The sequence below is a fragment of the Streptomyces sp. NPDC097617 genome, from assembly GCF_044761485.1.
GTDB lineage: Bacteria > Actinomycetota > Actinomycetes > Streptomycetales > Streptomycetaceae > Streptomyces.
Genome location: NZ_JBIWCL010000021.1, coordinates 71,861 through 98,376 on the forward strand (window position 1 = coordinate 71,861; position 26,516 = coordinate 98,376).

At 72.4% G+C, this 26,516-nt stretch carries 26 protein-coding genes and 1 pseudogene; 10 read left to right on the forward strand and 17 right to left on the reverse strand.

The window, feature by feature from the left end:
* Window positions 1-133 precede the first annotated feature (133 nt).
* Entirely contained in the window at window positions 134-697 is a 564-nt protein-coding gene (locus ACIQZO_RS28490) for a hypothetical protein (RefSeq protein WP_403631459.1), read from the reverse strand.
* 341 nt (window positions 698-1,038) lie between these two features.
* The gene (locus tag ACIQZO_RS28495) at window positions 1,039-1,635 is read right to left on the reverse strand and encodes a hypothetical protein (protein WP_403631460.1); all 597 of its coding nucleotides are present in this window, start codon (window positions 1,633-1,635) and stop codon (window positions 1,039-1,041) included.
* 191 nt (window positions 1,636-1,826) lie between these two features.
* Between ACIQZO_RS28495 and ACIQZO_RS28500 the strand changes: the two genes are divergently transcribed.
* On the forward strand, window positions 1,827-2,105 hold the full coding sequence (locus ACIQZO_RS28500; RefSeq protein ID WP_403631461.1) for a DUF6959 family protein: 279 nt from the start codon (window positions 1,827-1,829) through the stop codon (window positions 2,103-2,105).
* Window positions 2,106-2,645: 540 nt separating this feature from the next.
* On the opposite strand, the gene ACIQZO_RS28505 is transcribed toward ACIQZO_RS28500, so the two are convergent.
* Window positions 2,646-3,290 carry an NADPH-dependent F420 reductase gene (locus ACIQZO_RS28505; protein WP_403631462.1) on the reverse strand — a complete coding sequence of 215 codons (645 nt, stop codon included), beginning with the start codon at window positions 3,288-3,290 and terminating at the stop codon, window positions 2,646-2,648.
* Between the two features lie 50 nt (window positions 3,291-3,340).
* Window positions 3,341-4,153: an inositol monophosphatase family protein gene (locus tag ACIQZO_RS28510; protein ID WP_403631463.1), complete on the reverse strand. Its 813-nt coding sequence runs from the start codon at window positions 4,151-4,153 to the stop codon at window positions 3,341-3,343.
* Window positions 4,154-4,278: 125 nt separating this feature from the next.
* Between ACIQZO_RS28510 and ACIQZO_RS28515 the strand changes: the two genes are divergently transcribed.
* Both ACIQZO_RS28515 and ACIQZO_RS28520 read left to right on the forward strand, forming a co-directional pair.
* Window positions 4,279-5,232, forward strand: coding sequence for a LysR family transcriptional regulator (locus ACIQZO_RS28515; RefSeq protein ID WP_403631464.1), 954 nt, complete (start codon window positions 4,279-4,281; stop codon window positions 5,230-5,232).
* 106 nt (window positions 5,233-5,338) lie between these two features.
* Window positions 5,339-6,076: an SAM-dependent methyltransferase gene (locus tag ACIQZO_RS28520; protein WP_403631465.1), complete on the forward strand. Its 738-nt coding sequence runs from the start codon at window positions 5,339-5,341 to the stop codon at window positions 6,074-6,076.
* A gap of 60 nt (window positions 6,077-6,136) precedes the next feature.
* On the opposite strand, the gene ACIQZO_RS28525 is transcribed toward ACIQZO_RS28520, so the two are convergent.
* From ACIQZO_RS28525 to ACIQZO_RS28560, 8 genes are all read right to left on the reverse strand, one after another.
* Window positions 6,137-7,549 carry a sensor histidine kinase gene (locus ACIQZO_RS28525; RefSeq protein ID WP_403631466.1) on the reverse strand — a complete coding sequence of 471 codons (1,413 nt, stop codon included), beginning with the start codon at window positions 7,547-7,549 and terminating at the stop codon, window positions 6,137-6,139.
* A complete protein-coding gene (locus ACIQZO_RS28530; RefSeq protein ID WP_403631467.1) occupies window positions 7,546-8,280 on the reverse strand; it encodes a response regulator transcription factor in 735 nt (244 codons plus the stop codon). Before ACIQZO_RS28530 ends, ACIQZO_RS28525 begins: the two co-directional genes overlap by 4 nt.
* A gap of 34 nt (window positions 8,281-8,314) precedes the next feature.
* The gene (locus ACIQZO_RS28535; RefSeq protein ID WP_403631468.1) at window positions 8,315-8,875 is read right to left on the reverse strand and encodes a hypothetical protein; all 561 of its coding nucleotides are present in this window, start codon (window positions 8,873-8,875) and stop codon (window positions 8,315-8,317) included.
* Window positions 8,876-8,975: 100 nt separating this feature from the next.
* Entirely contained in the window at window positions 8,976-9,752 is a 777-nt protein-coding gene (locus tag ACIQZO_RS28540; RefSeq protein WP_403631469.1) for a cytochrome c biogenesis CcdA family protein, read from the reverse strand.
* Entirely contained in the window at window positions 9,749-10,384 is a 636-nt protein-coding gene (locus tag ACIQZO_RS28545; protein ID WP_403631470.1) for a TlpA family protein disulfide reductase, read from the reverse strand. Before ACIQZO_RS28545 ends, ACIQZO_RS28540 begins: the two co-directional genes overlap by 4 nt.
* The gene (locus ACIQZO_RS28550) at window positions 10,381-11,136 is read right to left on the reverse strand and encodes a thioredoxin family protein (protein ID WP_403631471.1); all 756 of its coding nucleotides are present in this window, start codon (window positions 11,134-11,136) and stop codon (window positions 10,381-10,383) included. The genes ACIQZO_RS28545 and ACIQZO_RS28550 overlap by 4 nt, the downstream gene beginning before the upstream one ends.
* 341 nt (window positions 11,137-11,477) lie before the next feature.
* Window positions 11,478-12,044: a hypothetical protein gene (locus tag ACIQZO_RS28555; protein WP_403631472.1), complete on the reverse strand. Its 567-nt coding sequence runs from the start codon at window positions 12,042-12,044 to the stop codon at window positions 11,478-11,480.
* Between the two features lie 254 nt (window positions 12,045-12,298).
* Entirely contained in the window at window positions 12,299-13,177 is an 879-nt protein-coding gene (locus ACIQZO_RS28560) for a CAP domain-containing protein (protein WP_403631473.1), read from the reverse strand.
* 425 nt (window positions 13,178-13,602) lie between these two features.
* Between ACIQZO_RS28560 and ACIQZO_RS28565 the strand changes: the two genes are divergently transcribed.
* Window positions 13,603-14,325: a hypothetical protein gene (locus ACIQZO_RS28565; protein ID WP_403631474.1), complete on the forward strand. Its 723-nt coding sequence runs from the start codon at window positions 13,603-13,605 to the stop codon at window positions 14,323-14,325.
* Between the two features lie 44 nt (window positions 14,326-14,369).
* Here the strand turns inward: ACIQZO_RS28565 and ACIQZO_RS28570 are convergent, their stop codons facing one another.
* The gene (locus tag ACIQZO_RS28570) at window positions 14,370-15,065 is read right to left on the reverse strand and encodes a GNAT family N-acetyltransferase (RefSeq protein ID WP_403631475.1); all 696 of its coding nucleotides are present in this window, start codon (window positions 15,063-15,065) and stop codon (window positions 14,370-14,372) included.
* Between the two features lie 219 nt (window positions 15,066-15,284).
* Between ACIQZO_RS28570 and ACIQZO_RS28575 the strand changes: the two are divergent.
* From ACIQZO_RS28575 to ACIQZO_RS28585, 3 genes and pseudogenes are all read left to right on the forward strand, one after another.
* Window positions 15,285-15,353: pseudogene (locus ACIQZO_RS28575) on the forward strand (NADP oxidoreductase); the annotation flags it as partial.
* A gap of 75 nt (window positions 15,354-15,428) precedes the next feature.
* Complete coding sequence (locus ACIQZO_RS28580) at window positions 15,429-15,767, forward strand: PadR family transcriptional regulator (RefSeq protein WP_189969875.1); 339 nt, start codon at window positions 15,429-15,431, stop codon at window positions 15,765-15,767.
* A complete protein-coding gene (locus ACIQZO_RS28585; RefSeq protein ID WP_403631476.1) occupies window positions 15,764-16,657 on the forward strand; it encodes a hypothetical protein in 894 nt (297 codons plus the stop codon). The genes ACIQZO_RS28580 and ACIQZO_RS28585 overlap by 4 nt, the downstream gene beginning before the upstream one ends.
* A gap of 18 nt (window positions 16,658-16,675) precedes the next feature.
* Here the strand turns inward: ACIQZO_RS28585 and ACIQZO_RS28590 are convergent, their stop codons facing one another.
* Together ACIQZO_RS28590 and ACIQZO_RS28595 are read right to left on the reverse strand one after the other, a co-directional pair.
* Window positions 16,676-17,470 carry a class I SAM-dependent methyltransferase gene (locus tag ACIQZO_RS28590; protein ID WP_403631477.1) on the reverse strand — a complete coding sequence of 265 codons (795 nt, stop codon included), beginning with the start codon at window positions 17,468-17,470 and terminating at the stop codon, window positions 16,676-16,678.
* A gap of 324 nt (window positions 17,471-17,794) precedes the next feature.
* The gene (locus tag ACIQZO_RS28595; RefSeq protein ID WP_403631478.1) at window positions 17,795-18,634 is read right to left on the reverse strand and encodes a dienelactone hydrolase family protein; all 840 of its coding nucleotides are present in this window, start codon (window positions 18,632-18,634) and stop codon (window positions 17,795-17,797) included.
* 259 nt (window positions 18,635-18,893) lie between these two features.
* Between ACIQZO_RS28595 and ACIQZO_RS28600 the strand changes: the two genes are divergently transcribed.
* On the forward strand, window positions 18,894-20,795 hold the full coding sequence (locus tag ACIQZO_RS28600; RefSeq protein WP_403631479.1) for an alkyl/aryl-sulfatase: 1,902 nt from the start codon (window positions 18,894-18,896) through the stop codon (window positions 20,793-20,795).
* A 52-nt stretch (window positions 20,796-20,847) separates the two neighbouring features.
* A complete protein-coding gene (locus ACIQZO_RS28605) occupies window positions 20,848-21,507 on the forward strand; it encodes an HAD family hydrolase (RefSeq protein WP_403631480.1) in 660 nt (219 codons plus the stop codon).
* Between the two features lie 111 nt (window positions 21,508-21,618).
* Here the strand turns inward: ACIQZO_RS28605 and ACIQZO_RS28610 are convergent, their stop codons facing one another.
* Both ACIQZO_RS28610 and ACIQZO_RS28615 read right to left on the reverse strand, forming a co-directional pair.
* Entirely contained in the window at window positions 21,619-22,449 is an 831-nt protein-coding gene (locus ACIQZO_RS28610) for an IclR family transcriptional regulator C-terminal domain-containing protein (RefSeq protein WP_403631546.1), read from the reverse strand.
* Window positions 22,450-23,327: 878 nt separating this feature from the next.
* On the reverse strand, window positions 23,328-23,906 hold the full coding sequence (locus tag ACIQZO_RS28615) for an RNA polymerase sigma factor (protein WP_403631481.1): 579 nt from the start codon (window positions 23,904-23,906) through the stop codon (window positions 23,328-23,330).
* Window positions 23,907-24,587: 681 nt separating this feature from the next.
* Here ACIQZO_RS28615 and ACIQZO_RS28620 point away from each other — a divergent pair.
* Window positions 24,588-26,513: a hypothetical protein gene (locus tag ACIQZO_RS28620; RefSeq protein ID WP_403631482.1), complete on the forward strand. Its 1,926-nt coding sequence runs from the start codon at window positions 24,588-24,590 to the stop codon at window positions 26,511-26,513.
* The last annotated feature ends 3 nt before the right edge of the window (window positions 26,514-26,516 follow it).

Below are 26,516 nucleotides of genomic sequence, written 5' to 3' on the forward strand. Positions count from 1 at the left end.
CGACCTCGCCGGCAGGCTGCCGTTCGCCTCTCACGTCTCGTCGGTTGAACTCATGGTGCGCGACGCTGTTCCTCTCCCCTCGCTCGGAAAGCAGGTCGGAGAGACAACCCCTGCCGCCCGGCTCCGGAGGCGGTCAGTCGCAAGAGGTATCGAGCCAGCGGCGCACCGTCGTGCTCAGCGGCGGCTCGTTCGGCTTGTCCATCGCCCCCTGGGCCACCCATTCGGCGAACCGGCGCAGGACCCGCGAACGATTCGGCGCGGTCAGCACCGAGGTACTGATCGAATGCTGCCACGTCGTGGCAAAACACAGCACGTTCCCGTCGAGCGAGAGCATGCGGAACTCAGGGCGCAGCGGCGCGCTGCCGAGAGGCCCGGCCGCGCCCTTGCCCATGATGTCCCAGTCGTCCTGCAACTCGACGCAGAGCCACCCACCGGGCCTGCCCTCCACGGGACTGTGGGGAAGCAGGAATCTGCGGTCGGCCTCAGAGAAGAGCCCCCCTTCGACCGCCAGTCGGTACCAATCGGCGTTCGCCCTCTCGTGCAGGAGAGGGTCGATGACATCCAGCACCGATTCGACGCGGCCTTCTTCAGGTGGACAGCTCGGTGCCTGGCCGGTGATGAACGACGGTATGAGTCCCACGGGCTCGACCCACCCGTCCACTACCTGAAGACCCGCTGCGGCAAGAGATTTCATCATCCCCCACCTTGCCTTAGGCGCTGATCGGCGCACGGAGGAGGGTGAGGGTGACGCTTCGTCTCGACAACGCCCGGGCGCGGCCCCGACCGACGGTGCCGGCCACTCACGCGGTCGGGATGACGAGTGCCTCGCCCTCCGGATCCGACGTGTGCGCCGGTCGTGGCCGCTAAGCACCAGCCGGCGAGGCTCTCTCCGCCCCGTGTCCTGCGAAACGACCGCGCGGTTCGACGCTCTCGAACGCGGTGTTCCAGCCCAGCCCGAGGCGACGGCGGGCCCCGCAGGAGCCCTGGAGGAAGTCCTGGTCGAAGTCGGCTATGGCCGGGGCGGCGTGGCTGAGTGCCTCAGCACGGCTCGAAGCTCGGCTGGACGGGGCCGATCTCTCCGGCGGCAACCAGTTCCTCGAGGTCCTCCGGCTCCAAAAACTCCAGGGCTTCGGGTTCGATGCCGTGGTACCGGTCCACGTCGAGCAGCCGACGCACGAACGCGAGGGCGAAGCCCGAGAACGGGCCGTCGAAGGTCTGACACCCTTCTTCGTGGGCCATCGTGACGATCTTCCACCGGTCCGGATCCGGGTCGCAGGGCAGGAAGAGGTGCTCGTCGCCGCTGTAGTCGTATCCCCACGAAATCAGCCCACCGGGCTCGGGGTGGAAGGGGTACGGGATGTGTTCGGAGTCGTCGCGGCTGAGGGCCCTGTCCCGGCGCTCGGCGAAGACCCCGTGGTTCTTGCGCATGCGCTCCAGCAGCGGGCGCCTTCCACGGGGGTGGAACACAACAAGCTCGCCGGAGATGACCCCGGTGCCGTAGGCGTCGAGAAATGCCTTGAAGTCACTGGGCAGAGCGGAACCCACGTGTTCCTCGACCTCGGTCCAGTCATCCGGGTTGGACTGCCGGTCGGCCGGCTCGCCCAGCAAGGCCCGCAACTCATCGAACGAGGACACGCACCGCTCCGAACTCCAGTCGCCCAACCTTCGGTGGCACGAACCTAGTGGCCATCAACCTTCGGTGACAACGCCCAGCCTGCGCTGTCACAGGACAACCAGCTGTGAGTGAGCGGCGCAATTGGTTCTGATCCGCTCATCCGCGATGGCTACCGTTGGAGCAGAGGGCAGGTCTGCGGTTGGATGACCGGATGGAACGTATGGAGGTTGAGCTGTTCACGGACCCGGGGAACGACGCGGTCGTCCGTCTGCCCCCGCGCAATTTCCCCGGCGTGCTGATCCAGGGAGACTCCCTGTCGATCATCCGCGCAGACGTCGCCGAGATCGTAGAAGCATGCGACCAGGGCGATGTCGGGGAAGCCCGCGAGGCTGCGGCCATCCTCCTCGCCAACCTTGACGAGCTGCTGGCTCGCTACACGGAAGCGTTGAAGGCTCACGACATACCCATCCCCTTCTACCAGGCTCCCTGATCGCCCACTTGCAGCACGTCGCACCTGCCAGCATGCGCTGAGGAGCGGAGACTGCAGGACGACCGGTCCGCCAGGGGATACCGTCATGAAGGGTTGCCCAGTCCAGCGTGAGGGGCTCGCCGGGTGGTCCCAGTCGAGTGAGGACTGGTACAGCTCGGCGAGCCTGGTGAGCTACCACGTGTGCAGCAGATGCTGAACAGGCCACGTCGCATCAGCCCTGTGGGACATGGGCGGAATGGTGAGACCCACGTTTTCGTGCCGGCACAGCTGAGGCCCTGGAAGGACAACGGCTCCACCGCTCGCCATGGTGCCGCCTGCCTCAACCGCATGGGCTCGGCCGTACATCCAGCGCTTCCTCGGATCCAGGCCGCACTCCCACCGCCCCACCGCGGCGGACACCCCTGGGGATGGGGAGTCGACGCCGACCTGGAATTCCAGCCCGCCTGCCGGAGCATCCTGACGCGCCTGGCAGCCTCCCCGGCCGTCGACTGGCGGGGAAGAAGCAGACGCTCACACCTCCGTTCGGTCCGGGAAGTGGGGTCAGCGGGCGAGGGAGACGGCGAAGGGTTTGAAGCCGTGTCGGCGCAGGATGTGGGGCACGACAAGGATCATGGCCTCGGTGGCGCGCGCTGTGGTGATGTCGCCGAGGTCCTCGATGCGTTCGGGCTGCCAGCCCAGGTCGCCGAGCAGGCCGGTGACGGTCTTCTTCGCGTTCTCGTCGTCGCCCGATACGTAGACGGTTGGTGGGGTGGCCAGGGTCTGGGGGGCGGTCATGACCATGAACAGCATCGTGTTCAGGGTCTTGACCACGTGGGTGTCGGGAAGTGCGGCCTGGAGCCTTTCGGCGAGGCTGCTGCCGGGGTAGCACAGGTCGCCCGGCAGGCCGTCGGCGCTGTCGCGGGTGGCGTTGGAGACGTCGATGAGGATCTTGCCGGCGAGTTCGGCGCGCAGGCCGGTGAGGCGGTCGAGGGAGCTGTCACCGGGCGTCGCGTTGATCACGATGTCCGTGGTGCGGGCGGTGGTGCGCTGGTCGGCGAAGGTGATCTGCGGGGCGAGCCCGGGGGTGCGGGCGCCGGTGTCTTCCGGGTGCCGGCCACCGAGGGTGACGTGGTGTCCGGCTGCGGAGAGGGCGCTGGCGAGGTTGGTTCCGACGCGGCCGGCGCCCAGGATGCCGATGTTGGACATGCGGTGATGCTCCTTGCGGGTATGGGTGGGGAAGGGCGGGAACCGTCCGGTCAGACGATCGGCGCGAGGACCTTGAGGGCGCCGGTGTGGATGCCGGGGGCGGCGGCCAGGAAGTCGCGGCTGCCCGTGTTCCAGGGTTCGCCCGCCAGGTCGGTGACGGTGCCTCCGGCCTCGGAGACCAGCAGGGCCCCGGCGACCAGGCCGGAGCGGACGTCGGAGAACTGCCAGAAGGCGTCCATGCGTCCGGCGGCGACGTGGATGAGCTGCATCGTGGCGGGAACGGACACGCGCACGACCAGGCCGCCTACGAGCATGGCGGTGACGGAGTCACCGATCCGCCGGAAGGTGCGCTCGTCCTCACCGGGCTTGGCCTGACCGGTGCCGATGAGCGCGGCGCCCAGGTCGGTCTTGGCGGACACCTTCAGGGGGCGGTCGTTGAGGCGGGCACCGCCGCCGACGACCGCGGTGTAGGTGTCGCCGGTCAGCGGCAGGTGGACGACGGTGAGGACCGGCAGGTTGTCGCTGACCAGGGTGGCGGTGACGGCCCAGTCATCCATGCCGTGGACGTGGTTGATGTTGCCCTCGGCGGGGTCGACGACCCACCACTCGCCGGGCGGGAGCGCGCCGCCGGCCAGCTCGTCCTCGGCCCACTGCGCACCCGGCCGGGCCTGCAACAGGGGCTCCCGCAGCACGTCCAGCACCGCGTCGTCGTTGGCGTGGATCTCGCCGACGACCTCGTCCAGACTCACGCCCCGGGCGTGGGAGGTGTAGCGGTCGCGCAAGGTGACGCCCGCGGCCTTCACTGCGGCGGTCACGTCGGACAGGAGGATCGCGTCGGCGTCGAACGGCATGACTGTGCTCATGGCGGGCTCCCTGAGGTGGGGGTCGGTAGAAGCGGGGCGAGCGGTTGTCTCGCCCCCGCACTTCGAAGGTAGGCCGCCCGACCATTAACAACAAGTGCATGCTTGTCACTTGTAGAGTTACTGTCATGCAACTGGATCTGAACCTGCTCACCGCCCTGGACGCCCTGCTGGAAGAGGGGAGCGTCGCAGGCGCGGCAGCACGACTCCACGTCACCGCACCGGCGATGAGCCGCTCCCTGGGCCGGATCCGCAAGGCCACCGGTGACCAGATCCTGGTCCGCACCGGCCGCGGCATGACCCCCACACCCCGCGCCCTGGCCATACGCGCCGAGGTCCACGGCCTCGTGCAGCAGGCTCACCAACTTCTTTCCGCGCAGCGGGAACTCGACCTTGCGGCTCTCGACCGGGTGTTCACCGTGCGCTGGCACGACGCTCTGGCCGCAGCCTCCGGCGCCGCCCTGATCTCCGCCGTCCACCACCAGGCACCCGGCGTCCGGCTGCGCCTGTCCGCCGAAGCCGGGTCGGACGACTCCGAGCTGCGCCGGGGAGAGGTCGACCTCGAATCCAGCTCCAGTGCCCCGACGCTCCCCGACATCCGTCACCGCCTCGTCGGCAGGGACCGGCTGGTCGTCGCCGTCCGACCGGGCCACCCGCTCACCGAAGGCCCGCTGAGCCTCGAGCGCTACGCAGCCGCCGAACACCTCACCGTCTCGCGGCGCGGAAACCTGCACGATCCGATCGATGAAGCCCTGACCGCACACGGGCACGAACGACGCGTCGTCGCCTCCGGGCCCACCGCCGCCTTCGCACTTCAGCTCGCCCTCGACACGGACCTGGTCGTCACCCTCCCCGACGTGGTCACCCGCGCGGCCCGGAGCCAAATCGGCCTGGTCACACTCCCGCTGCCGCTCTCGTTGCCCGACATCTCGTTGTACCTGCTGTGGCACCGGCGCTACGACGACGACCGCGCCCACAGCTGGCTCCGCAACCTGGCCGCCGAAACCGTCCAGGCACTTTTCGCGCCGTCCAACGACCTCGGTAGCCGAACGGAGGCAGTCGACGTCGCCGGCCGACCGTGATCGGCCGGACAAGTTCTGGTCGCCGGGCCGGCGCAGCGCCGGGGCATGTTGGTAGTCGGCCGGAAATGGGGTGCGCGCGGCCTCCGGTGTTGAAACGCTGCCCCCGATGAACCGCGAACAGATCTCAGGGATCGCCCATGCCGACCACCCCATCAAGGCCCCGCTCGACGACGACTCGGTACGCCGGCTGCTCGAGCGCGGCGCCCCGCGCGGCGACGAGCGGGTGCTCGACCTCGGCTGCGGCACCGCGGAGTGGCTGCTGCGCGCCCTGGTCGCGCAGCCGGGCCTGTACGCCGAGGGTGTCGACGTCTCCGAGCAGGCCCTGGAGCAGGCCCGCCGGTCGGCGGGCCGGCTCGGCGTCCAGGAGCGCCTGGTCCTGCACCACGCGGAGGCCGCGGACTTCGTCCCCGCGCAGGCCTTCGACCTGGTGCTGAGCGTCGGGGCCACCCACGCCTTCGGCGGGCTGCTGCCGACCCTGGCGGCGGCCCGCAAGCACCTGGCTCCCGGTGGCCGCGTGCTGATCGGTGAGGGGTTCTGGGACCGCACGCCCTCCCCCGAGGCGTTCGAGCTGTTCGGCGAGCTCGACGACCTCGCGACCACCGTGGACCGCGTGGTCGCCGACGGCTGGACCCCCGTCCTCGCGCATGTCAGCACCCGCCGCGAGCTGGACGACTACGAGTGGGCCTGCTGGGGCTCTCTCGCCTCGTGGGCGCTGGACCGCCCCGGCGATCCGGACGGCGCCGAGGCGCTCGCGACGGCCACCGCCCGGCGTACCGAGTGGCTGCACTCCTACCGGGACAGCTTCGGCTTCGTCACGCTGGTCCTGCGTCCCACCTCCGGCTGACCGCACCGCCGGCGGTGGCACCGGCGGCCGGAGCACCGGCGGCCGCCGCCCTCGCGGGGTTCACCGCTTGCGCGGCGGCCACCATCCGCTCCGCCGCCGCGAACCGCGCGGCCCGCGCCCGGACAGCTGGGACGGCGCCAGCGCGAACACCACGGTGATGTGCGCGCCGCCGCGCGGCCCGTGTGCGATGCGCATCGAGCCGCCGGTGACGGCCGCCGCCCTGCGGGCGATGTCGAGGCCGAGACCCGAGGAACCGGTGCTGCTCCCGCGGGACAGCGCCCGGTCCGGTTCCGGAATGCCCGGCCCGGAGTCCTCCACGATCAGCTCCACGGCCTGCGCGGTACGCACGACGCGGACCCCGAACGCGGTGCCGGGCGGGGTGTGGCTGAAGACATTGCCGATGAGCGCGTCCACCACCGCGGCGATGTCGTCGTCGCTGAGGCTGACGGCCGTGGGCTCCTGAGTGATCTCCAGGGCGCAGGGCCGGTCCTGCTGCTCGGCCAGGACCGCCCAGAAGGCGGTCCGGCGCCGGACGACGTCGGCGGCCTCGGACCGGCAGCCCTCGGACGACTCCGCCCCGGTCGCCTTCCGGGGCACACTCGTTTCCGCACTGCGCATGCCGTGGCCCATGGGGCCCACGGCGAGCGGTGTCCGGGCCGCCGCGATGATGGCCTGGAGTTCCGACTCCAGTGCGTGCACCGCCGCCTCGACCCTGGCCGACTCCGGCGTCCCGGCCATCCGCTCCGATGCCAGGTGCAGGGCGGTCAGCGGGGTGCGCAGCCGGTGGGACAGGTCGGCGACCAGTTCGCGCTCGATGGCGAGGAGTTCCGTCATCCGGTGGGCCATGGCGTTGAAGGCGACGCCGGCGTCGCGCAGTTCCTTGGGGCCCATGGGTTCCACCCGGGTGTCCAGATTGCCCTGCCCCAGGGTGTGCGATGCCTGCGCGAGCTTCTTGGAGGAATCGACGACCTTCGCGCCGAGCCGGTCGGCGACCAGTACGGAGCCGCCGACGAGGCCGACCGCGAGCAGCAGCATGACCGCCCAGGAAGCCCTGACCCCGCGGGTCAGTTCCTCGTCGGGGACGAAGTTCTCGATGACGGCGACCCGGTCGCCGGGGAGCACCACCGGTTGCAGGCAGATCCATCCGCCGGGGGTCTTCTGGGAGATGGACTCGCGTCCCTGCTGGGCCCGTTCGAGGAGTTTCGCGGGGGCCTGGGTGTCGCCGAGGGTCTGGGCGTCCGGCAGATGGACGACCAGGTGCTCGGAGGCGTCCAGGCCGGCGGCGGATTCCCGTAGCGCGGAGGGATCCGTGGTGAGCGTGAGGACCGGGGCCAGGGCTGCGGCGCGCTGCTCGGCCGCGGTGACGCTCTGCTCCTTGACCAGCGACATCACCAGTGCGCCCAGCGGTATGAGGAAGGAGAGGGCGACCATGGAGGTCACGGCGAGCGCCACTCCGGCCAGGGAGCGTCTCACCGGGGAGCCACCAGCTTGATGCCGACGCCGCGCACGGTCAGCAGGTAGCGCGGGGCTGCCGCGCGTTCGCCGAGCTTGCGGCGCAGCGACGAGAGGTGCACGTCGACGGTCTGGTCGTCCACGTACGGCTCGCGCCAGACCTCGGTCAGCAGGCGGCGTTTGGAGACGACCTGGCCGGTGTGGTGGGCGAGGAAGGCCAGGAGGTCGAACTCCCGCCGGGTGAGGTGGAGCTCCCGGCCGGCCAGGTACGCGGTGCGCGCGCCGGGATCCACCGCGAGCTCGCCGACGGTGGTGGCGCGCAGCGGTTCGGCGCTCGGCGCCGGCCGCGCCCCCTGGGCGCCGTGGGCGGCGCCGGCGGGTGACGGCCTATGGCTGGTGCGCCGCAGGACGGCGGACAGACGTGCGATGAGCTGTCCCCCGGAGAACGGTTTGACCAGGTAGTCATCGGCGCCCGCGTTGAGGAGCTTGATGATTTCGGCCTCGTCGTCGCGGGCGGTGGCCACGAGTACGGGAACGGAGGATATGCCCCGGATCATGCGCAGTGCGTCTCCCCCGTCCAGATCGGGCAGTCCAAGGTCGAGGACCACGGCGTCGACGGGTGTCTGGGTGACCTCGCGCAGGGCGCCGAAGCCGTCGCCCACGCTGCGGACGGCATACCCGTGCTCCGCCAGGACCTCGATCAGTGACTGGCGGATGCTGGGGTCGTCTTCCACGACGAGGACGCTTGGCATGGGCACACCTTAGGGCTTCGGTCCGGACGCCCTTCTAGCGGGCGGTGAACGTCGGACCGTCGTCGCTGATCCGCAGGTGTACGGGGCGGTCGGCGACCGGGATGGTGCAGCCCTCCTGCGTGCTGCAGCTCGCGTACCCGAGCAGGACGGTCGCGTCCCCGTTGCGTTCGGCGCGGATGGGCAGGGTGGTGGTGACGGGGCCGTCGGGGTAGACGGGGACCGGGGCGTCGACCCCGGGCACGCTGATGGTGCGTACGTCGGCGGCCGCGGTCAGCTTCCCGCCGGACTTGAGGGCGCCGGTGACGGCCACCGCGGTCGGTCGGCCCACGCCTTCTATGCCGGTGAGCGGCAGTTCGGTGCTGTAGAGGTGGAAGCCCTTCCCCTCGGGGGTGAAGACCGCGGTCAGCGTGCCGTTCGGGGCGTGCCAGTCGGACACGGAGAGCGTGACGGTGACCCCGTTCTCGCTGAACTCGCTCGTGGGCGGCGGCGCGGCGGCGGAACCCTTGGCGGACTGCCCTCCGCAGGCGGTGAGGGCGGCCAGGCAGAGGAGAGCGACTGCCGTCCGGACCGTCCGTGCCTTCCGGGAACGCGTCATACGCGGGGAATCGTTCATGTGCGTGTCTGTGCCTCTTGTGTCAGGAATCAGGAAGGGGATCGAGCAATTTCTCGGACTCCGGGCCCGGGCCCGGGCCCGCTCATACGGCGGTGGTGAAGTCCGCGCTCCACAACTGCAGCCGGTACACCAGGTCGTTCCACACGCCGGTGGCCAGCAGCACGCCGACGAGCACGAGCATGCCGCCGCCGATCCGCAGGACCCACGGGTAGTGGCGCTTGACCAGGCCGAAGGCGCCCAGGGCCCGTCGGAAGGCCAGCGCAGCCAGCACGAACGGCAGGCCCAGGCCGAGACAGTACGCGGCCATCAGCAGGGCCCCGCGGGCCGCGCTGGCCTCGCTCCAGGCCAGCGCCTGTACGGCGGCCAGCGTCGGACCGATGCACGGCGTCCAGCCGACCGCGAACACCGCGCCCAGCAGGGGGGCTCCGGCCAGTCCGAGCGCGGGGCGGTGGTGGCTGCGGAACTCCCGTTGTGTGAATCCCGGCAGGAACCCCATGAAGGAGAGCCCCATCAGCGTGGTGAAGACACCGAGCACCCGGGTGATCACGTCCTGGTGGGCCAGCAGGGACCGGCCGAAGTACCCGAACAGGGCGCCCCCGGAGACGAGGACCGCCGTGAAGCCGAGGACGAACAGCAGCGCGCCGACCGCCATCCGGCTGCGGCGCCCGCCGTCGGCCTGCGCGAGGTCGGAGACCGACAGGCTGGTCACGTAGCTGAGGTAGCCCGGTACGAGCGGCAGGACGCACGGCGACAGGAAGGAGACGAGTCCCGCGAGGAACGCCACCGGAGCGGCGACGGCCAGCGCCCCGTGCAGGAGGGCCGGGGTGTCCGCGACGGCGAGCGCCGCGCCCGTCGTCACGGCGCCTCCTCCCTCACGCGGGTGAGCAAGGGCCTCAGTTCGTCCTCGGTGACCGCGCCGCCGATGCTGACGGCGATGCGGCCGCGGCGGTCGATCACGAGGGTCGAGGGGATGGCCTGCGGGTTGAGCAGTGCGGGCGGGAAGCGGAGGAGGAGCGCGCCGGTGGGATCGTGGAGGCTGGGGAAGCCGAGGCCGTGGGCGCGGACGAAGGACCGCGCCGCGGCGCGGTCCGGATCGCGGGTGTTGATCCCGAGGAACCGGACCCCGTGCTCCCGGGTCTCCCGCTCGAGGCGGTCGAGGTCGTCGGCCTCCGCCCGGCAGGGGGCGCACCAGGACCCCCACACGTTGAGGACGACCACCTGCCCGCGGAAGCCGGCGAGTGCGAGCGGCTTCCCGTCCAGGTCGTCGCCGGACAGTTCGGGCGCGGCCGGCCGGGCGGCGGGGTCGATGACCGCGGCCCGGTCCGCGGCCCGGATCGCGGTCGCCGGGCCGGCCGCGGCCTCGGCCCGGCTGCCGTCGGCGGCGACCGTGCCCACGGCGGCGAAGACGCAGCCGGCCACCGCCGCGGCGAGGCCGGTTGCGGCCAGGGCCGCGGTACGCACCCCGGACCGGCGCGGGCCCGCTGCTCTCACGACGCCCACTTGCGCAGGAAGGCGTTGATCCCCTCCGCGGTCAGGGAGGGGTTGCCCGTGGTGTGGGTGTCGGTGCGGACCTTGCCGGACGGGTCGACGACGATCAGGACCGGCATCTTGTAGCTGCCGCCCGACGGGCTGTACTTGCGCAGGAGCGCGGAGTTGGCGGAGCTGTTGCCGCCGATGTCGATCTTGACGAGGTGGTACGAGGCTCCGAGGACGGCCGCCGTCCCCGGCTGGGCGAACACCTTGTCGGCGGCCTTGCAGTTGCCGCACCAGTTGGCCCCGAAGTCGAGCAGCACCATCCTGCCGTCGGCCTTGGCCGCGCGCAGTGCCGCGTCGATCAGCTTCTGCCCGTCGGCCGAACTGTCGTAGCCGGGCCCGGGGATCCGGGCGGGCGCGGCCGACGTACGGGCGGGCTTGGGGGCGGCCGAGCCGGTACGGGCCCTGGAGGGGGTCGGCGAGGAGCTGGGCGCCGCGCTCGCGGACGCCGACGGCGAGGCCGACGCGCTCGGGGAGGCCTCGGTGGACGCTGAGGTCGAGGGCGCCGCCGCGTCGAGGGCCTGCGTGGACTGCCCCGGGGAGGCGGGAGAGGCGGAGCCGACGCTCTGGGTGGACGACCCACAGGCGGCGCACAGGCCCGCGGCGACCACGGCCGCGGTGACGAGAGGCAGTCGCGCCTTCAGGAACGACGCGGAGCGGGGCTGCGCGTGGCGGCCGGCACGGGCGGGTCGGAGTATGCGAGAAGTCATGGCGAGGACACCCCAAGGCGCGGAGAGAACTACGGGAAGGGCGAGAGGCCCCCCGATTCGGTGAAGCCGACGGTCCTGCGGTTCGCCGGGGCTCAGTGCCCGGGCGCCGAAGGCCGCTCGGCTGAGGTGAGCATAGGACCGCGCCGGGCCGTGCGAACCGCCTGAGCTCGATCTTGAGGTTCCCCTAAGGAACAGCTCACCTTCCGCTTCGCCGGGACCCCTGCGATGAACGCGCGCAGGGAGGCAAACCACCTGAAGGGGAACGGGTGGTACCGAGTACTACCGACCGGTGCGGACCGGTACGGATCGGCCGAAGCGGGCACGCCTCGGCGGTCCGGTTGTCAGAACGAGGTCTCGCGCACGCTGGCCTTCGCCATCGGTTCGATCGTCGCGGTGATGACCGAACGGTGGTTCTCGCCGGTGAAGGTGACCGTCAGGGTGTCGTCGTCGGTCTGTGACGTGGTGGCCTTGAAGCCGCGGCTGGGGACCGCGGAGATCAGGCACACGCCGCGGCTCCCGTACCGCACCGTGGCCTTGCCGCCCTGCGAGGGGACGGTGTGCAGACCGGGCCCGCCGTTCTCGCAGTCGACACCGGGCTTGGGGGCGGTGGTGCGGGCGGCTCCCGAGGGCTTCGCGGGCGGGGAGGAGGAGGCCGGGGGTGTCGGGGACCCGGTCACGGTGGGCGAGGCGCTCGGGGACGCGGAGGCCGTCGGGGACGGCGGGCCGGGCGAGGGGTCCTGCACCGCCAGCCAGGCCGGCGGGGAGTCGAAGACCATCGGGGCGGACCGGGCCACCGGGGGCGTATGACTGGTGGAACCGACCACGAACTGGACCGTGGCGAGCACGGCGGTCACGCTGGTGGCCGTGCACGACAGCCATATGAACAGGTAGCGCGGAAATCGAGGCACGGCCCCATAGTGTCCGACGGACCTGTCCCCGCGTCACCGCATCCCCCGCACAGTGGCGCCTCCACAGTGCCGGGGGTGCGCACACGGGCACAAACACGGACGTCCTCCTGACCCGGGGAGGGGTCAGGAGGACGGGTGCGGCCGCGGCAGGGCTCGGCGGCCGGCGCCGGTGCCGGCGCCCGGTCCGGAGGGGGTACCGCGTACCGGGTACCGGGTGGGGGGAGTACCGGGTGGGGGGTACCGGGTGGGGCTTCCTACCTCGACGCCCCGAAGTTCTGCGTCCACCACGGACCGCCGTCGCCCTTGTGGACGCCTATGCCGATCTCCCGGAAGTCGCAGTTGAGGATGTTGGCCCGGTGGCCGGAGCTGTTCATCCACGCCTTCATGACGGCGTTGGCGTCCGACTGACCGCGGGCTATGTTCTCGCCCAGGCGCGACCACGCGTATCCGGCGGCCTCCACGCGGGTGGTCATGGTGGACCCGTCGGGTCCGGTGTGGGACATGACCCCGCTGCGGGCCATGGTGTCGCTGTACCCGCGTGCCGCGGCGCTCAGCTTGGCGTTCATGGTCACGGGACCGCAGCCGGCCGCGGACCGCTCCTTGTTGACCAGGGCGAGGACCGCGGACTCGGAGTCGCCGGAGGCGCTGCCGGAACCGCCGGACGAGCCGGAACCGCCCCCGGTGGACCCGCCGGACGAGCCGGAACCGCCCGAGGAGCCCGAACCGCCGCCGGTGGACCCGCCGGACGTACGCGCGGGCTTGCTCGCCGGGGCCGACTTGGCCGGGGTGCTCTCCTGCGCCTCGCTCTTCGTGGGAGCGGCGGACTCCGTGGCGGCGGGGGACTCGGGCGGCAGGGAGCCCGTCGCGGCCGCGGCATCGGCGGTGATCTCAGGGCCCGGAGTGGTGGGGCTCGCCGTCCCGGCCGTGCCCCCGGAGGTCGTCGTCCCGGACTTCGACCCGGTGGCACCGTCGGCCCGCTGGTCCACCTGCGTACCGCCGTCGGAATCGGCCACGGCCACGCCGACCGCCACCGCCGCGGCGGCTGCGGTGAGGGACAGCACGATGCGGGTACGGACCGTCTTCTTCCGTCGCGCCTCGACGCGGGACGGCGTTGCGGGAGTTCGGCTGCTCATGCCTGTAGCACCTCACAGAGGGGAAGGGGGGTGGTGCGACCGAGCCTAGGGCGGTGATCAGTAAAAACAGCGCGCGGGAGGGGTTCTTCAGGTTCCCTTAAGGAAGCCCGCAGGGTCGGCGCAGGGACGACCCGTCCGATACCGCGCCTTTCGGTCGAAACACGCCAGGCGAACCGGCAGCACGTGCGTTTGCGCAGGGTTCTCCCCACGTCACAGCCGGTGCAACTCGCCATCCCCATCAACACACTTGCGGGCCGCGGCCACCGACAGTCCGCCGACCGCCCCTCCCCCATCGAGCGGTGGTCGTCGCAGGCGGCGCTCGACGCCGAACCTCCGGCCGCCGGGTCGTCCGGGTGGGCGGCCGGCCGCGCACCGGCGGCCGTGTGATCATGTGCCTCGACAGATCCGCACCTCATGGGGGGACCATGCGCACCCGCACCACCACCGCCACGACCGGTCTCGTGACCGCGCTCGCGGCGCTGCTCGTCCTCGCCGGCTGCAGCGCGCCGGGAGAGGACCGGCCCGCGGCGGCGAGTTCCGCGGCTTCCGCTGCCGTGCCCGCGCCCCCGCAGAACGGTGGCGGGTCCGCCTTCGAGGGGCCCCGGCCGCAGGATCAGAACCTGTTGGCGTGGACCGGGGACCCCAATGACGCGGGGCACGTCACCGCCCAGTCGACGGCGGGGGTCGGCGGCCGCGTCACCCTGGTACGGATCGTCCTGCGCGAGCAGATCACCTGGTCGAACGTCTGGCTGGGCCTGGCCGGCATCGACCCGAACGCCCAGCTCGCCAACTGCTACCTCGGCGTGTACGACGCCAAGGGCGCCCTCGTCGCGACGACCCCGGACATCTCGCCCCAGCTGATGACCGACGCGATCGCCAAGCCGTTCGCCCTCGGCAAGCCGTTCACCGCCGCCCCCGGGACCTATTTCATCGCGCTGCTGCTCAATGGCACATGGGCCACCAACGGCCTCACGCTGAAGTCCACGGGCGCCGGCATCTCGGTCAACGCCGGTCTGACGCCGCCGAACCTCCGGTACAGCACCCTGCTGACCGGTCAGACCTCGCTGCCGCCCAGCGTGAACCTCGCCGAGCAGTCCACGAGCACCATCAACACCGGCTGGGCCAGCCAGTGGTACGCGGTTTCCTGACCCTCGGGGCTCCCGCGCTCACCCCCGGGTGACCGACCGCATCCTCACACCCGGGTGACCGCGTCCTGCGCGCGTGCGGCGCAGCGGGCGGTATCGGCCGCGTCGTGGCGGTACCAGGCGGACTCGACGACCCTCCCGTCGGGAAGCGTGTGCAGGGCAGGACCGGCGCCCGGTACGAAGCCCGCGGCGCTCAGCGCCCCCCGGCACCGGTGGTTGGAGGTCTCGGTGCCGGCCCGCACCGACTCCAGGCCGAGGTGCTGGTGGCCGAACCGGGCGGTCGCCGCGACGAGTTCGGCACCCAGACCCTGGCCGCGGAAGGCCGGGGCGAGCCAGAAGCCGATGGCTCCGCCGTCGTCCGGGTTGAGCGAACTCATCCCGGCCACGAGACCCGTGGCCGGGATGACGGCGAGCAGCCTCTGCTCCCCGGCCGGGCCGGGGAGCAGTGCGGGCTGTATCAGCTCCCGCCGGACGGCCTTGGGGAAGGCCCGCAGCCGCTCGGCGCGGTTCCGGTCGTCGGTGCCGAGGAGATGCGCGGCGGTCTCGGGGGTGACGAGCGAGGCGGGGATCCACCCGAACCAGCGCTGCGCGTCGGCGTCGGCACCCGCCGCGGCGCCGATCTCCACGTCCAGGAAATCGCGCGGGGTGTACAGCACCATGCGCGCGGTCCGCATCGCGTGGCGGCCGTCGCCGCACCGGTCGGGCACGGGCTGCGGGCCGCGCGGTCCCCTGCGCCAGATCATCTGTGTCTCCTCACGCGGGAACTGTATGCGTCCCCCGCGGGCCCGCGGCGGCCGGCCTGTCGGCCTCGTACGGCGGCCCGATCGCATCGTCCATCCGTCCGTCCATCCGTCCCCCGGCCGTCCGGCCGGCCGGGGGACGGTGGCCGCGGGGCTGAATGCCGTGGCCCGGGCGGGGGTTGGTGCCTGCACGACACCGAACCCGGATGCACTGGAGAGCTCATGAAGATCGGCATCATCGGCGCGGGCAACATCGGCGGCAACCTCACCCGCCGGCTCACGGCTCTCGGGCCGGTGGTCAAGGCCTTCACCGGCTGACTCGCCGAGCCCGGCGTCATATGCCGGTGGGTGACCTACCATGCAGGCATGAGTGATCGTGCGATGCAGGAACCGACCCTCCTCCTCCTGACCGCGCTGGCGGACGAGCCCCGCCACGGGTACGCGATCGCCCGCGAGGTGGAGCTGATCTCGGGCGGACGGGTCAAGATGCGCACCGGCACCCTGTACGGAGCCCTGGAGCGGCTACTGGGCCAGGGGCTGATCGAGGTCCACGAGGAGCAGATCGTGGACAGCCGGCTGCGCCGCACCTACAGCCTCACCGCCGAGGGCCGGCAGAGCCTGGCCGCCGAGGCGCAGCGGATCGCCGCCACCGCGCGGGAGGCCGCGCGCCGCCTGGGCGTATCCGGAGAGACGGCCTCGGCGTGAACCCTCGCCTGCTGCGCCTGTACCCCGCCGGTTTCCGCCGCGCCTTCGGCGACGAGATAGCCGAGGCCTACCGGGAGGCCACCGAGGACGCCGGCCCGGTCACCCGGCTGTGGGAGGCCGGGGACATCGTGGCGCACGCGCTGCGCCTTCGCCTGGGTGTCGGGTCCGCGCACCGCGGCGGCCGCCTCTTCGCGGTCACGGCGCCGTTCGCGCTCGCCGCGACGGGCGCGCACGCCGCCTTCCTGCTCGCCTCGGCCCTCAACCGCGCGTACGTCACCGGTCGCCCCGCCTTCGAGAGTCCGCTCGGGTACGCGATCCACGGCTTCTGCCTCCTGACCTTCCTCGGCACCGTGGTGGCGCTGAGCGGACGCTTCGCCGTCGGCGCGCGGACCGCCTTCGCCGCAGCCGCGGGGACCGCCGTCTGCCTCGTCATCTCGGTGCTGCCGGGCGCGCTGGACACGCCGCTTGAGCACGTGGCCTACCTGGCGCCGCCGCTCGTGATCGCCGCCCTCCCGCTGCTCTGCCCTGCGGACCTGCGCCCGCCCGGCCGGATCAGGACCACCACGGGACTGGTGGCGCTGATGCTCTGGGCCCCGCTGACCGTGGTGCTCCTCGGGCTGATCGATGCGAGCGGGCTGGGCATGATGCCGATGTGGCGCTGCGCGGTGACCGTGGCCGCCGCCCTCGCGCTGGCGGGCCGCCCGGCCCTGTCCGGTATCCGCACCGCCGGGCAGTTCGCCCTGGCAGCGGCCCCGTTCCTGGTCCTGGGCCACTTCGCGGGGGTGGTGGGCGAGGACACCGCGCTCCCGTGCCTGGCCCTGCTCGCGTCCACGGCGTCGGCCGTGCGCCTGTGGTGTCGCAGGCGCTCGGACACGGCCGGCCACGCCTGAACCGGGACCGGACGAAGGTCAGACCTCGACTCCGGCCCCGGCGGCCGTGACGCGGATCTTGGACTGGCCGTGCCCGAGCTCCTCCCAGTCGTCCATGAAGCGTGCGGACAGCCCGCGTGCGGCGGCGAGGTCGACGAGGGTCTGGGTGCGGTAGTAGAAGTCCTCGCGCAGCACCTGGTGTTCGGTGCCGGTGGTGCGGTCGAAGGTGAAGTCGAAGTGGCCGCCGGGCGCGAGCACGCGGCCCACGTGGGCGAAGCACTCGTCGATGACGTCGATCGGTGAGTGCGAGAAGACGCTGTGGGCGTGGACGACGTCGAAGTAGCCGTCCGGGAGGAAGTCCAGCGTCAGGTTCTTCGTGATCGTCAGGTGCGGGACCTTGGCCTGGAGCCCGTGCTCGGTCAGGGTCCGCTTGGCGGCGATGAGGATGTCGGGCGAGATGTCGATGCCGTAGTAGTGGCCCTCGTCGAGGTAGTCGATGAAGCGCCAGCCTGCGCGGAGGTTGCCGCAGCCGATGTCCAGCATGCGCGCCCCGGGCTTCATACCGTGCCCGAGCAGGTAGTCGAACTGCATCTGCCCGAGGGCGAGCCACCGTTCGTGGGTCTGGCTGCCGACCGCGGCCTCGGGGTTGCGCCGGGTGTCCGATGCCATCACGGCCCGGTAGTAGCTGACGTGGTCGGGGTGCTTGAAGGCCAGCCACCGGTCACGGGCCGCCCGCTTGAGGTAGGGGGCGATGCGGTGGGGGCGGCTCGCGGCGTAGCGGACCTTGTGGACGAGGGATTCCCGGTTCGCGGTGAGGTTCTTCCTGGTGGCCATGAGCACTCCGTCTCCATCGCAGCAATCCCCGACGGCGGGCAGCAGCGACTGCCGCCGGGAAGGATCTTCAGACCCCACCATACGTCGGTAACCGACATATACAAACCACTGGAGTGTTCTGGGAAGCAGAAGGCGCCACGCGGCGTACGGAGAGTTCGCGGGTATGGAAGTTGTGGTGATATCGCCCAGATTGCCACCGAGTGACCCATTGGTCCACGCAACGCGCCCGGGGCGTGACCTGTCGTCAGTGGCCCCACCCGGTAGGACGACCGGCAGCAAGGACGGCGCCCGGGACGGGACCGTAACCGCCGTCGGGCGTCGCCCTCACACGGCCGGGGCGGACCGTTCCCCGAGCAGCCGGGTGCGGAACAGGTCGAGGACCGTGTCCAGCGCCTGCCGTGTGGGCTGCCCGGGTGCGTCGATGAGGTGTTCCGTCAGGACGGAGTGCGGCGCGAGGGCGCCCTGCGGGTTCGCGGCGCTGTCGTCCAGCTCCACGGCCACGAACGCGTCACCGAGTTCGCGCCGGAGGAAGGCGAAGCGGTCGCCGGGTACGAGCCGGTCGCCGCGGAAGCGCAGCCCGAGCACCTGGAGCCCGTCGCGCTCGCAGCGTCCGCGGACCACCGCCAGATCCTCGGCGCTGATGTCGATGCCCCCGGCGCGGCCGGGCGTACAGGCCAGCGGCAGCGACGGTTGGGACAGCACCGGGGCGACCAGGCGCGCGTCCGTGGCCATGGCCAGGGCGAATCCGCCGGTCAGGCACATGCCGACCGCGCCGACCCCGGGCCCGCCGCAGCGCTCGTGCTCGGCGGCGGCCAAGGCGCGCAGCCACCGTACGACGCGCGAACTGCGCCCCGTGGCCAGCACCGTGAACTCGCGACTGACGCAGACCCGCCACATCGACGACGCCATGTAGCGGCCGGCGCTCGGCCATCCGACGGCGCCGGGGTTCGGGTCGCGGCCGGGTTCACCGAAGAGCACGGGGAGTACGGCGGTGCAGCCGGACGCGGCGACGCGCTCGGCGAACTCGATCACCTTGGGGGTGATGCCCGGGATCTCGGCCATGACGATCACCGCGGGACCCGTGCCCCGGCGCAGGATCCGGCGGGTGGCGCCGTCATGGGTGAACGTGCTCTTCTCGAACCCGCTCAGGTCGTGGTCTGCCACGCGCCCAGCTCCTTCCGGCGGCCCTCCCGGGCGACATCAAGTTACCGATAAGTAGCGCCTCCGGAGCCTCGCGGTCAAGGGAACGGAACCTATCCGACCCCGACCCCGGTTCACCCGTTCGGCGGCGTGGGCCGGGCGGCGCCGGTGCGGCGGGGTGAGGCTGGGGCGCAGCAGCGGTGCCCGCCGCGGGCCCTGGATCCGCAGGAGACGGCCCGGTCCGGCCGGGGCCGGCCAGGGATCGCCCGAGGAGGCGCACGCGATGACGAACGGCCCCGGAAACGACGCCTGCGCATCGATCGGCAGCGCTCACCGCGAGGCGGCCGGCAGCGGAGCCTTCGCGAACCGCGCCGACTTCGACGACGCCACCCGCGGGTTCGTCGCCGCCCTGGAGCCCTGCGTGATCCGGGCCGAGGACGGCAGCGTCGTCTGGGACGGCGACGGCTACGCCTTCCTCAACGGGGACCGCCCCGACACCGTCCATCCGAGCCTGTGGCGCCAGAGCCGGCTCTGCGCCCTCCAGGGCCTCTTCCACGTCGTGGACGGCGTGTACCAGGTGCGCGGGCTGGACCTGTCGAACATGACGCTCGTCGAGGGCGACCGCGGGGTCGTCGTGATCGACCCGCTGATCAGCGAGGAGACGGCGGCCGCGGCCCTGGCCCTGTACCGGGCCCACCGAGGGGACCGGCCGGTGACGGGCGTCCTCTACACCCACAGCCACGCCGACCACTTCGGCGGCGTCAAGGGGGTCACCTCCCAGGCCGAGGTCGACGCGGGCCGGGTCCCGGTGCTGGCGCCGCAGGGCTGCGTCGAGCACGCGGTCAGCGAGAACGTCTACGCCGGCACCGCGATGGCCCGCCGCGCCGGCTACATGTACGGGGCCGGCCTGCCCAAGGGTCCGCGCGGCCAGGTCGGCGCGGGCCTGGGCCAGACCACCTCCACCGGCCGGGTGACGCTGATCCCGCCGACCGTCGACATCACCCGTACCGGCCAGGAGGAGACCGTCGACGGCGTGCGCATGGTCTTCCAGCTCACCCCGGGCACCGAGGCGCCGGCGGAGTTCAACCTGCTGCTGCCCGACCACCGGGCACTGTGCGTGGCGGAGAACGCCACGCACACCCTCCACAACCTCCTGACGCTGCGCGGCGCCGTCGTGCGCGACCCGCGCGCCTGGGCCGCGTACCTCACCGAGTCCATCGCCCTGTTCGGCGACAAGTGCGACGTGGTCTTCGCCTCCCACCACTGGCCCACCTGGGGCCGCGAGCGGGCCGTGTCGTACCTGGCGGAGCAGCGCGACCTGTACGCCTACCTGCACGACCAGACCCTGCGGCTGCTCAACCAGGGGTACACCGGGACCGAGATCGCCGAGACGCTGCGGATGCCGCCGGCGCTGGAGGCCGCCTGGCACACGCACGGCTACTACGGATCGGTCAGCCACAACGTCAAGGCCGTCTACCAGCGGTACATGGGCTGGTTCGAAGGGAATCCGGCCCTCCTGTGGCAGCACCCGCCGGAGGAATCCGCCCGCCGCTACGTCGAGTTCATGGGCGGCGCCGATCAGGTCCTGCGCCGCGCCCGCACCTCCTTCGAGCAGGGCGACTACCGCTGGGTGGCCCAGGTGGTCGACCACGTCGTCTTCGCCGAACCGTCCAACGCGCAGGCGCGAGAGCTCCAGGCCGACGCCCTGGAACAGCTCGGCTACGGGGCCGAGAATGGCACCTGGCGGAACTTCTACCTCACCGGTGCCCAGGAACTGCGCGGCGAGCACGTCGGGACGCCGACCACCGCCGCGTCCCCGGACGTCATCGCCGCCCTGAGTCTGGACCAGTTGGTGGACTCCCTCGCCGTGCGGATCGACGGGCCCCGGGCCTGGGACGCGAACGCGGTCGTACGGTTCGTGCTGCCCGGCCCGGACCTGCTGACGCTGCGCCTGGGCAACGGCGTACTGACCGGCGTACGGGGGGACAACCCCGCGGCCGGCCACCCGCACGCCGTCGTCGCGCTCGACGAACCGCTCCTGCGCGCACTGCTGCTCGGCGCCGTGACCGCGGAGGACCTCGTGCGGCACGAGGGCGTGGCCGTCGACGGGGATCCCGCGGTCCTCACCGAACTCTTCGCGTACCTCGACTCCCCCGACCCGGACTTCCCCATCGTGACCCCATGACGGAGGGGCCACCGCATGTCCACGGGCTGTGACCGGCCTCTATGCTGCGGGAATGATCAAGCCGATTGAACTCGTGATATTCGACTGCGACGGGGTGCTGGTCGACAGCGAACGCATCGCAGTGCCCATCCAGGTCGCGCTGGGAGCCGAGCTGGGCTGGCCGCTCACCGAGGGCGAGGTCATGGACCGCTTCATCGGGCGGTCCACCGCCTCCATCCGCGAGGACATCGTGGCGCGGGTCGGCAAGGAGGCGGCCGACATCTGGCACCGGCGCTTCGAGGAACGCCACCGCGAGGCGGTGGACACCGGGTTGTCGGCCGTCGAGGGACTGCCCGAGGCGCTCGACGCGATCACCCTGCCGACCTGCGTCGCCTCCAGCGGCTCGCACGAGAAGATGCGCCACACCCTCGGCCGCACCGGCCTCTACGAGCACTTCGCGGGGCGCATCTACAGCGCCACCGAGGTCCGGCGCGGCAAGCCGGCCCCGGACCTGTTCCTGTACGCCGCGCAGCGGATGGGCGTCGACCCGGCGGCCTGCGCGGTGATCGAGGACAGCCGTCCCGGAGTCGAGGCCGCCCGCGCCGCCGGCATGCGCGCCTTCGGCTACGCGGGGGGACTGACCGCGGCCGACCGACTCCAAGGCACCGACACGGTCGTCTTCCACGACATGCGCGAACTGCCCCGCCTCATCGCCGGGGACGACGGGTTCTGACGACGCCCGCAGGACGGGCACGCCGCACCCGGGGTGAGGCGGACCCGTCCTGCGTGTAACCGTCCTGCGTGGTGACCGGGCTACGGGTGACCGGGCCATGCGGTGGGCGGGCTACGCGGTGGGCGAAAGGATGGGGTCCTCCGGTCGGCGGGCCGTGGACGGGGTGCTGCCGGCGACGATCAGGGCGAGCAGGACTGCGGCCGCTTCGCTCTGCAGGATCCGGGCGGCCTGCTTCAGCCGGCCGGGGTCGGGGACGGGGATGGACAGGGCCACGCATTCCGCGTTCGGGCCCGCGGTGATCGGCACCGCCGCGCACACCGTGCCGATCGCGTACTCCTGGAGGTCGAGGAGCGGCGCGTTCGGCGGGCGGTTGTCGAGCTGGTGGAAGAGGCCCTGCTGGCCGGTGAGGGTGTGGGGGGTGAAGCGGGTGAGCCGGTGGCGCGCGAGGTGGTCCTTGCGGTCGTCGTAGTCGAGTTGGGTCAGCAGCGCCTTGCCCACCGCGGAGGCGTGGGCGGCGACGCGGAAGTCCACCCACTCCTCGACCACGGGTGTGGCCGGGCCGTCGGCGTACTGGGTGATGGAGACCTCGCCGTCCGTGTAGCGGGCGACGTAGACGGCGGCGGCGACGGCGTCCCGCACCCAGGCGAGGGTCTCGTGCAGGTGCCCGCGGCCTTCTCCGCTGGTCGAGTCGGCCAGCTGGAGGGCGTTGCCGGCCACGTACGCGTCCGCCCCTGTCGGTGTGGCGAGGTTCGCGCGGAGCAGCTGCTCCATGGCCCGGGCGAGGACCAGTTGGGGCAGTGCGGTTTCACGGGCGATCTGTGTCAGGTTCACACCGCCCGAGTAGCGGTTGACGACCTCCAGGACCCGCAGTGCCTGGTGGACGGATTCCAGTGGGGCGGGCGCCGGACGCCCTTCGGGGGTCTTGCGGGCCGCGTGGGTCAGATGCGGCTGTTTCAGTGCTTCGAACGCCCACCCGTTCGCCTGGTCCGTCAGGTGCAACGGGTTGAGCCGGGCGTGCTGGGCGACGGCGACCGCCACCTGCGGGCCGGGGGTATGGACCTCCCCCAGCTCGGGGTGCTCCTTGTGCGTTCGCGCCATGAGCGCCTGGCGCAGTCGTACGGGGAGCCGGCACGGGGACCGTCCGGCCCGTCCGGGGCCGTCGGTGAGAGTGGTGAGGTCCTGGGTGGTGATGGGCGGGGAGGTCCAGATGACCGAGGCGCCGAGGGCCTCTTCGAGGTGTGCGGGCGGCTGCGGCATGAGCGGCAGGTGCTCCTCCGCGGGCAGGGCCCGCGCCTGGTGCTTCCAGTGGCGGGCCGTGGCCACCTCGGCGCGGGCGAGGTGGAGGAGGTGGAGGCAGCGGGCGGCGGTCTGCGAACCCGCCCCGGCCGCGTACTGGAACCAGAACTGCGCGCCCTCCATCCGGTCGGCCAGGTGCAGCAGGCAGCCGAACAGCAGGGCGGAATCCACTCCGTGGGGCCAGGAGTCGGCATCGAGGGCGAGTTCGGCGAAGGCCCGGCTCTCCACGAGGCACCAGGCGAGGTCGTCCAGGGCACGGGCGGCGCGCACGTGGCAGGCGGCGTCCAGCACGAGGTCGTCGGCGGTGCCGGAGTCGGCGGGCCCGCGCGCCGGCGGGACGGCGGGACCGGGGGGGCCGGTCGTGCCGGTGGCCGAACGGGTGCGGTCGGCGACGATCCGGCAGGCGATGCGGCGGCGAGCCGCCCCCTCGTCGTATCCGGCGTACTCCTCCGCGAGTACTGTCGCGTCCTCCAGGGCCGCGTCCAGTTCGCACAGCGGCATGTCGCGGTGGCGGGGCATGTCGCTCACTGATCCTTCTCCTCTCCGGGGATCCAGTCCACCCCGAGCTTGCGGGACAGGGTTCGGCGTGCCCCGCGGATGTGCGAGCGGACCGTCGCGGGGGTGATCCCCATCATCCGGGCGACCGTGTCGGAGTCGTTGCCGAGCAGGAACGCCAGCAGCACCACGTCGTACTGCCGCTCGGACAGCCCCGCGATCGCCGCGTACAGGCCGAGCTTCGACTCCAGCAGTTCCAGCCGCTCTCTGGAGGAGCGGCGCAGCGCGGCGAACCACGCCGTCTCCACCATGGCGACCTGGCGGCACAGCGCCGCCAGCCGCCGCTCCACGTGCTCACGCAGCACGGCCCACGCGAAGCCGTGCAGACTCGCCTCCTTCAGGGCCTGGCGCCACACCTTCAGCAGGAAGGTGAACACGTCGTCGACGACTTCCTCGGCGTCCTTGGGATTTCCCAGCTGCAGGTGGGCGTAGCGCAGATAGGCGCGGTGCTGCTGGGAGTGGAAAGCGGTGAAGTCCACCGGCAGTACACCGGCCAGTTCGCTGGAGACCGCCTGGTCCCCCGACGGATCGAATTCGCCTTCACTCATACGCTCCCCCACAGCTGTTCTTCGCCGCACACCGGGGCGGCGGGGACCTCATGGCGGCGGGCGCGGAGAGCGGCACGGCCGAGGCCGACAGTTGGTCCGCCGGTGCCGGTCCGTACTCCTGCGCCCGGCAGGCGCATGGGCGCCCTGAACACATCGATGACAAGACAACGGGCAGTGGTGACTAACAGCGCGAGGGCGGCCGTTTCGGCAACATTCACGTCGGCGCGGAACCTTCCAAGTGGGTCATGCGTATCCGGCCTGCCTGCCCCCGGACCGGCAGCCGTGGAGCACTGTGCGCTCCCATTCACCACCCCATCGGAAAACGAGCCCGATCGTGCAAGCCGGTCCCCGGAATTCCTCCGAAGGAAGCGCATCCGCCACTCCGCGCGCCCCGGTTCGCCCGCGCGCGCCCTCGCGTGCCCGGCGAGCGCCGCCTCCGCCTGCGTGCGCCGCACGGCCCTCCCCGTGCCCTCCCCGTGCCCTCCCCGTGCCGTTCCCGTGCCCTCGCCGTGCCTTCCCGTGCCGTCCCCGTCACACGATCGGATGTTGTCGCCGCCCCATCCGGTGAGACACCTCCCGACTGCCCTCCCCTCGATGCCCGCTGCCCGCATGGTGGGTCCAGCCCCCGGTGCCCCGGCCCCTCCGCCCCGCGCGCCGGTCGACCAGGAAGGGTGTGTCCCGATGACGTTCGCGAGGACCCTGCTGCCCGCCGTACTCTCCCTGGCCCTGGCCGGGGTCCCTGCCGCGCTCCCGGACACGGCCGGGCATACGGCTGCCGCGGCCGACCTTCCGTACGACGGCCAGGCCCGCCACGAGACCGCCCTGTTCAGCGTGAAGGCCACGAACAACGCGGCGGCGCAGGAGTTCACCGTGGACGGCACCCGGATCTCCCGGGTGAGCGTCTGGCTGGGCAGCGGGGCGGCGACGGGCACCGTGACCGCCGAGGTGCGCCGGGACCGCACGGACCCGGGGTCGGCGGTCGCCTCCGCGACCCTGGACCTCGCGGCGCTCGGCGGCGCCGGAGCCGGCTGGGTCGAGTTCCCGCTCGACGCCGCCGTCACCGCCGGCGCCACGTACTACCTGTTCCTCCAGGCGCGCACCGCGGAGAGCGGGCCGATCGCCTGGTACGGCACCGTCCGGTCCGTGCCCGGCTCGCTCACCGGCTGGAACTACGACCAGGCGTACTGGGGCGGCTGGCACGCCGCCGCCTCCCGGCCCGCCTTCCACGTCGATCCGGCCGACAGCGAGCGCTGCGGGGAGACCGAGCCCTGCTACGTACCCGCCTCCGCGCTCGCCGCCCGCACCTCGGGCCTGTTGGCCAACGGGGTCGTCACCGAGGCTGTCCTGCCCTCCTTCGCCGTGGGCGCCTCCTACGTCGACGGGAGCAACGTGCTGCGGCTGCCCTCCGGCCGGTGGCGGTACCTGCCCGCGGGGGCCTCGGCATCGACGGTGGTCCCGGCGGACGACCCGGGCGCCCTGGCGCAGGTCGAGGAGAGCCGCGCGTGGCTGGCGGCGGGCCTGGTACCGGGCGCCACGGCCGCGCAACGGACGGCGTCGGAGCGCGCCCTGCTGTCGATGCGGGCGCTGCTGAAGCCCAACGGGGCGTTCGCCGCGGCGTGGGCGCCGCCGTGGGAGTACTCGTGGCCCCGCGACGGGGCCTTCGCCGCGGTCGCGTTCGCCGCCAGCGGGCACGACGAGGAGGCGTACCGAATCCTGCGCCACGACGCCCACACCCAGCGGGCCGACGGGACCTGGGAGGCCCGTACCCTGCTGGACGGCAGCGGTCCGCCGGACGCGCGGAAGTGGCAGCTGGACGGCAACGGCTGGGTTCCGTGGGCGACTTGGCAGTGGTATCTGGCGGCGCCGCCCGACGGGCGCGACGACCGGCTGCGCGCGCTGTACCCGATGGTGCGCGAGGCTGCCGACTTCGCCGCGCGGTCGCTGGGGCCGGACGGGCTGCCTCCGGCGTCCCCGGACTACTGGGAGCTGGACACGGCGACCACCAACATCGGTACCGCCGCTCCGCTGCTGGCCGGGCTCAACTCCGCGGCCGACCTGGCCGCCCGGTCGGGCATGGGCGCGGACGCGGAGCGCTGGGGTGACGCGGCCCGGCGGCTGTCCGCCGGGATCGCCGCGTCCTTCGCGCCGCTGGGCTACCCGCGGACCGTCGACGGCGAGCACGGCCGGGACAGCGCGGTGGCCTTCATGGCGCCCCCGTTCAACTCCGCCCCGGCCGGCCTCGGCGAGGCGCTGGACTCCACCTACCGGGCGCTGCTGCTGCCGGGCGGCGGGGTGTCGCCCGGCAACGACCCCTCCTTCAGCTGGGGTACGTACGCCTGGACGGCCAGCACCTCCTTCTTCGCCCTCGCCTGGGCCGGTACGGGTGAGCAGGCGAGGGCGAGCAGGGTGCTCGACTGGGTGCTGTCCAAACGGAACGGGCTGGGCGAGCTGCCCGAAACCGTGAACGGGGCCGGGCTGCCCTCCGCCGTGGCGCCCTTGGGGTGGACGGACTCGCTGGTGGTACTCACCGCGCTCGCCCTCCAGGGTTCCGCTCGGCCGACTCCACCGACCTGGCGGACCCCGCCGACCCCCGGTACGGCCCCGTAGTAC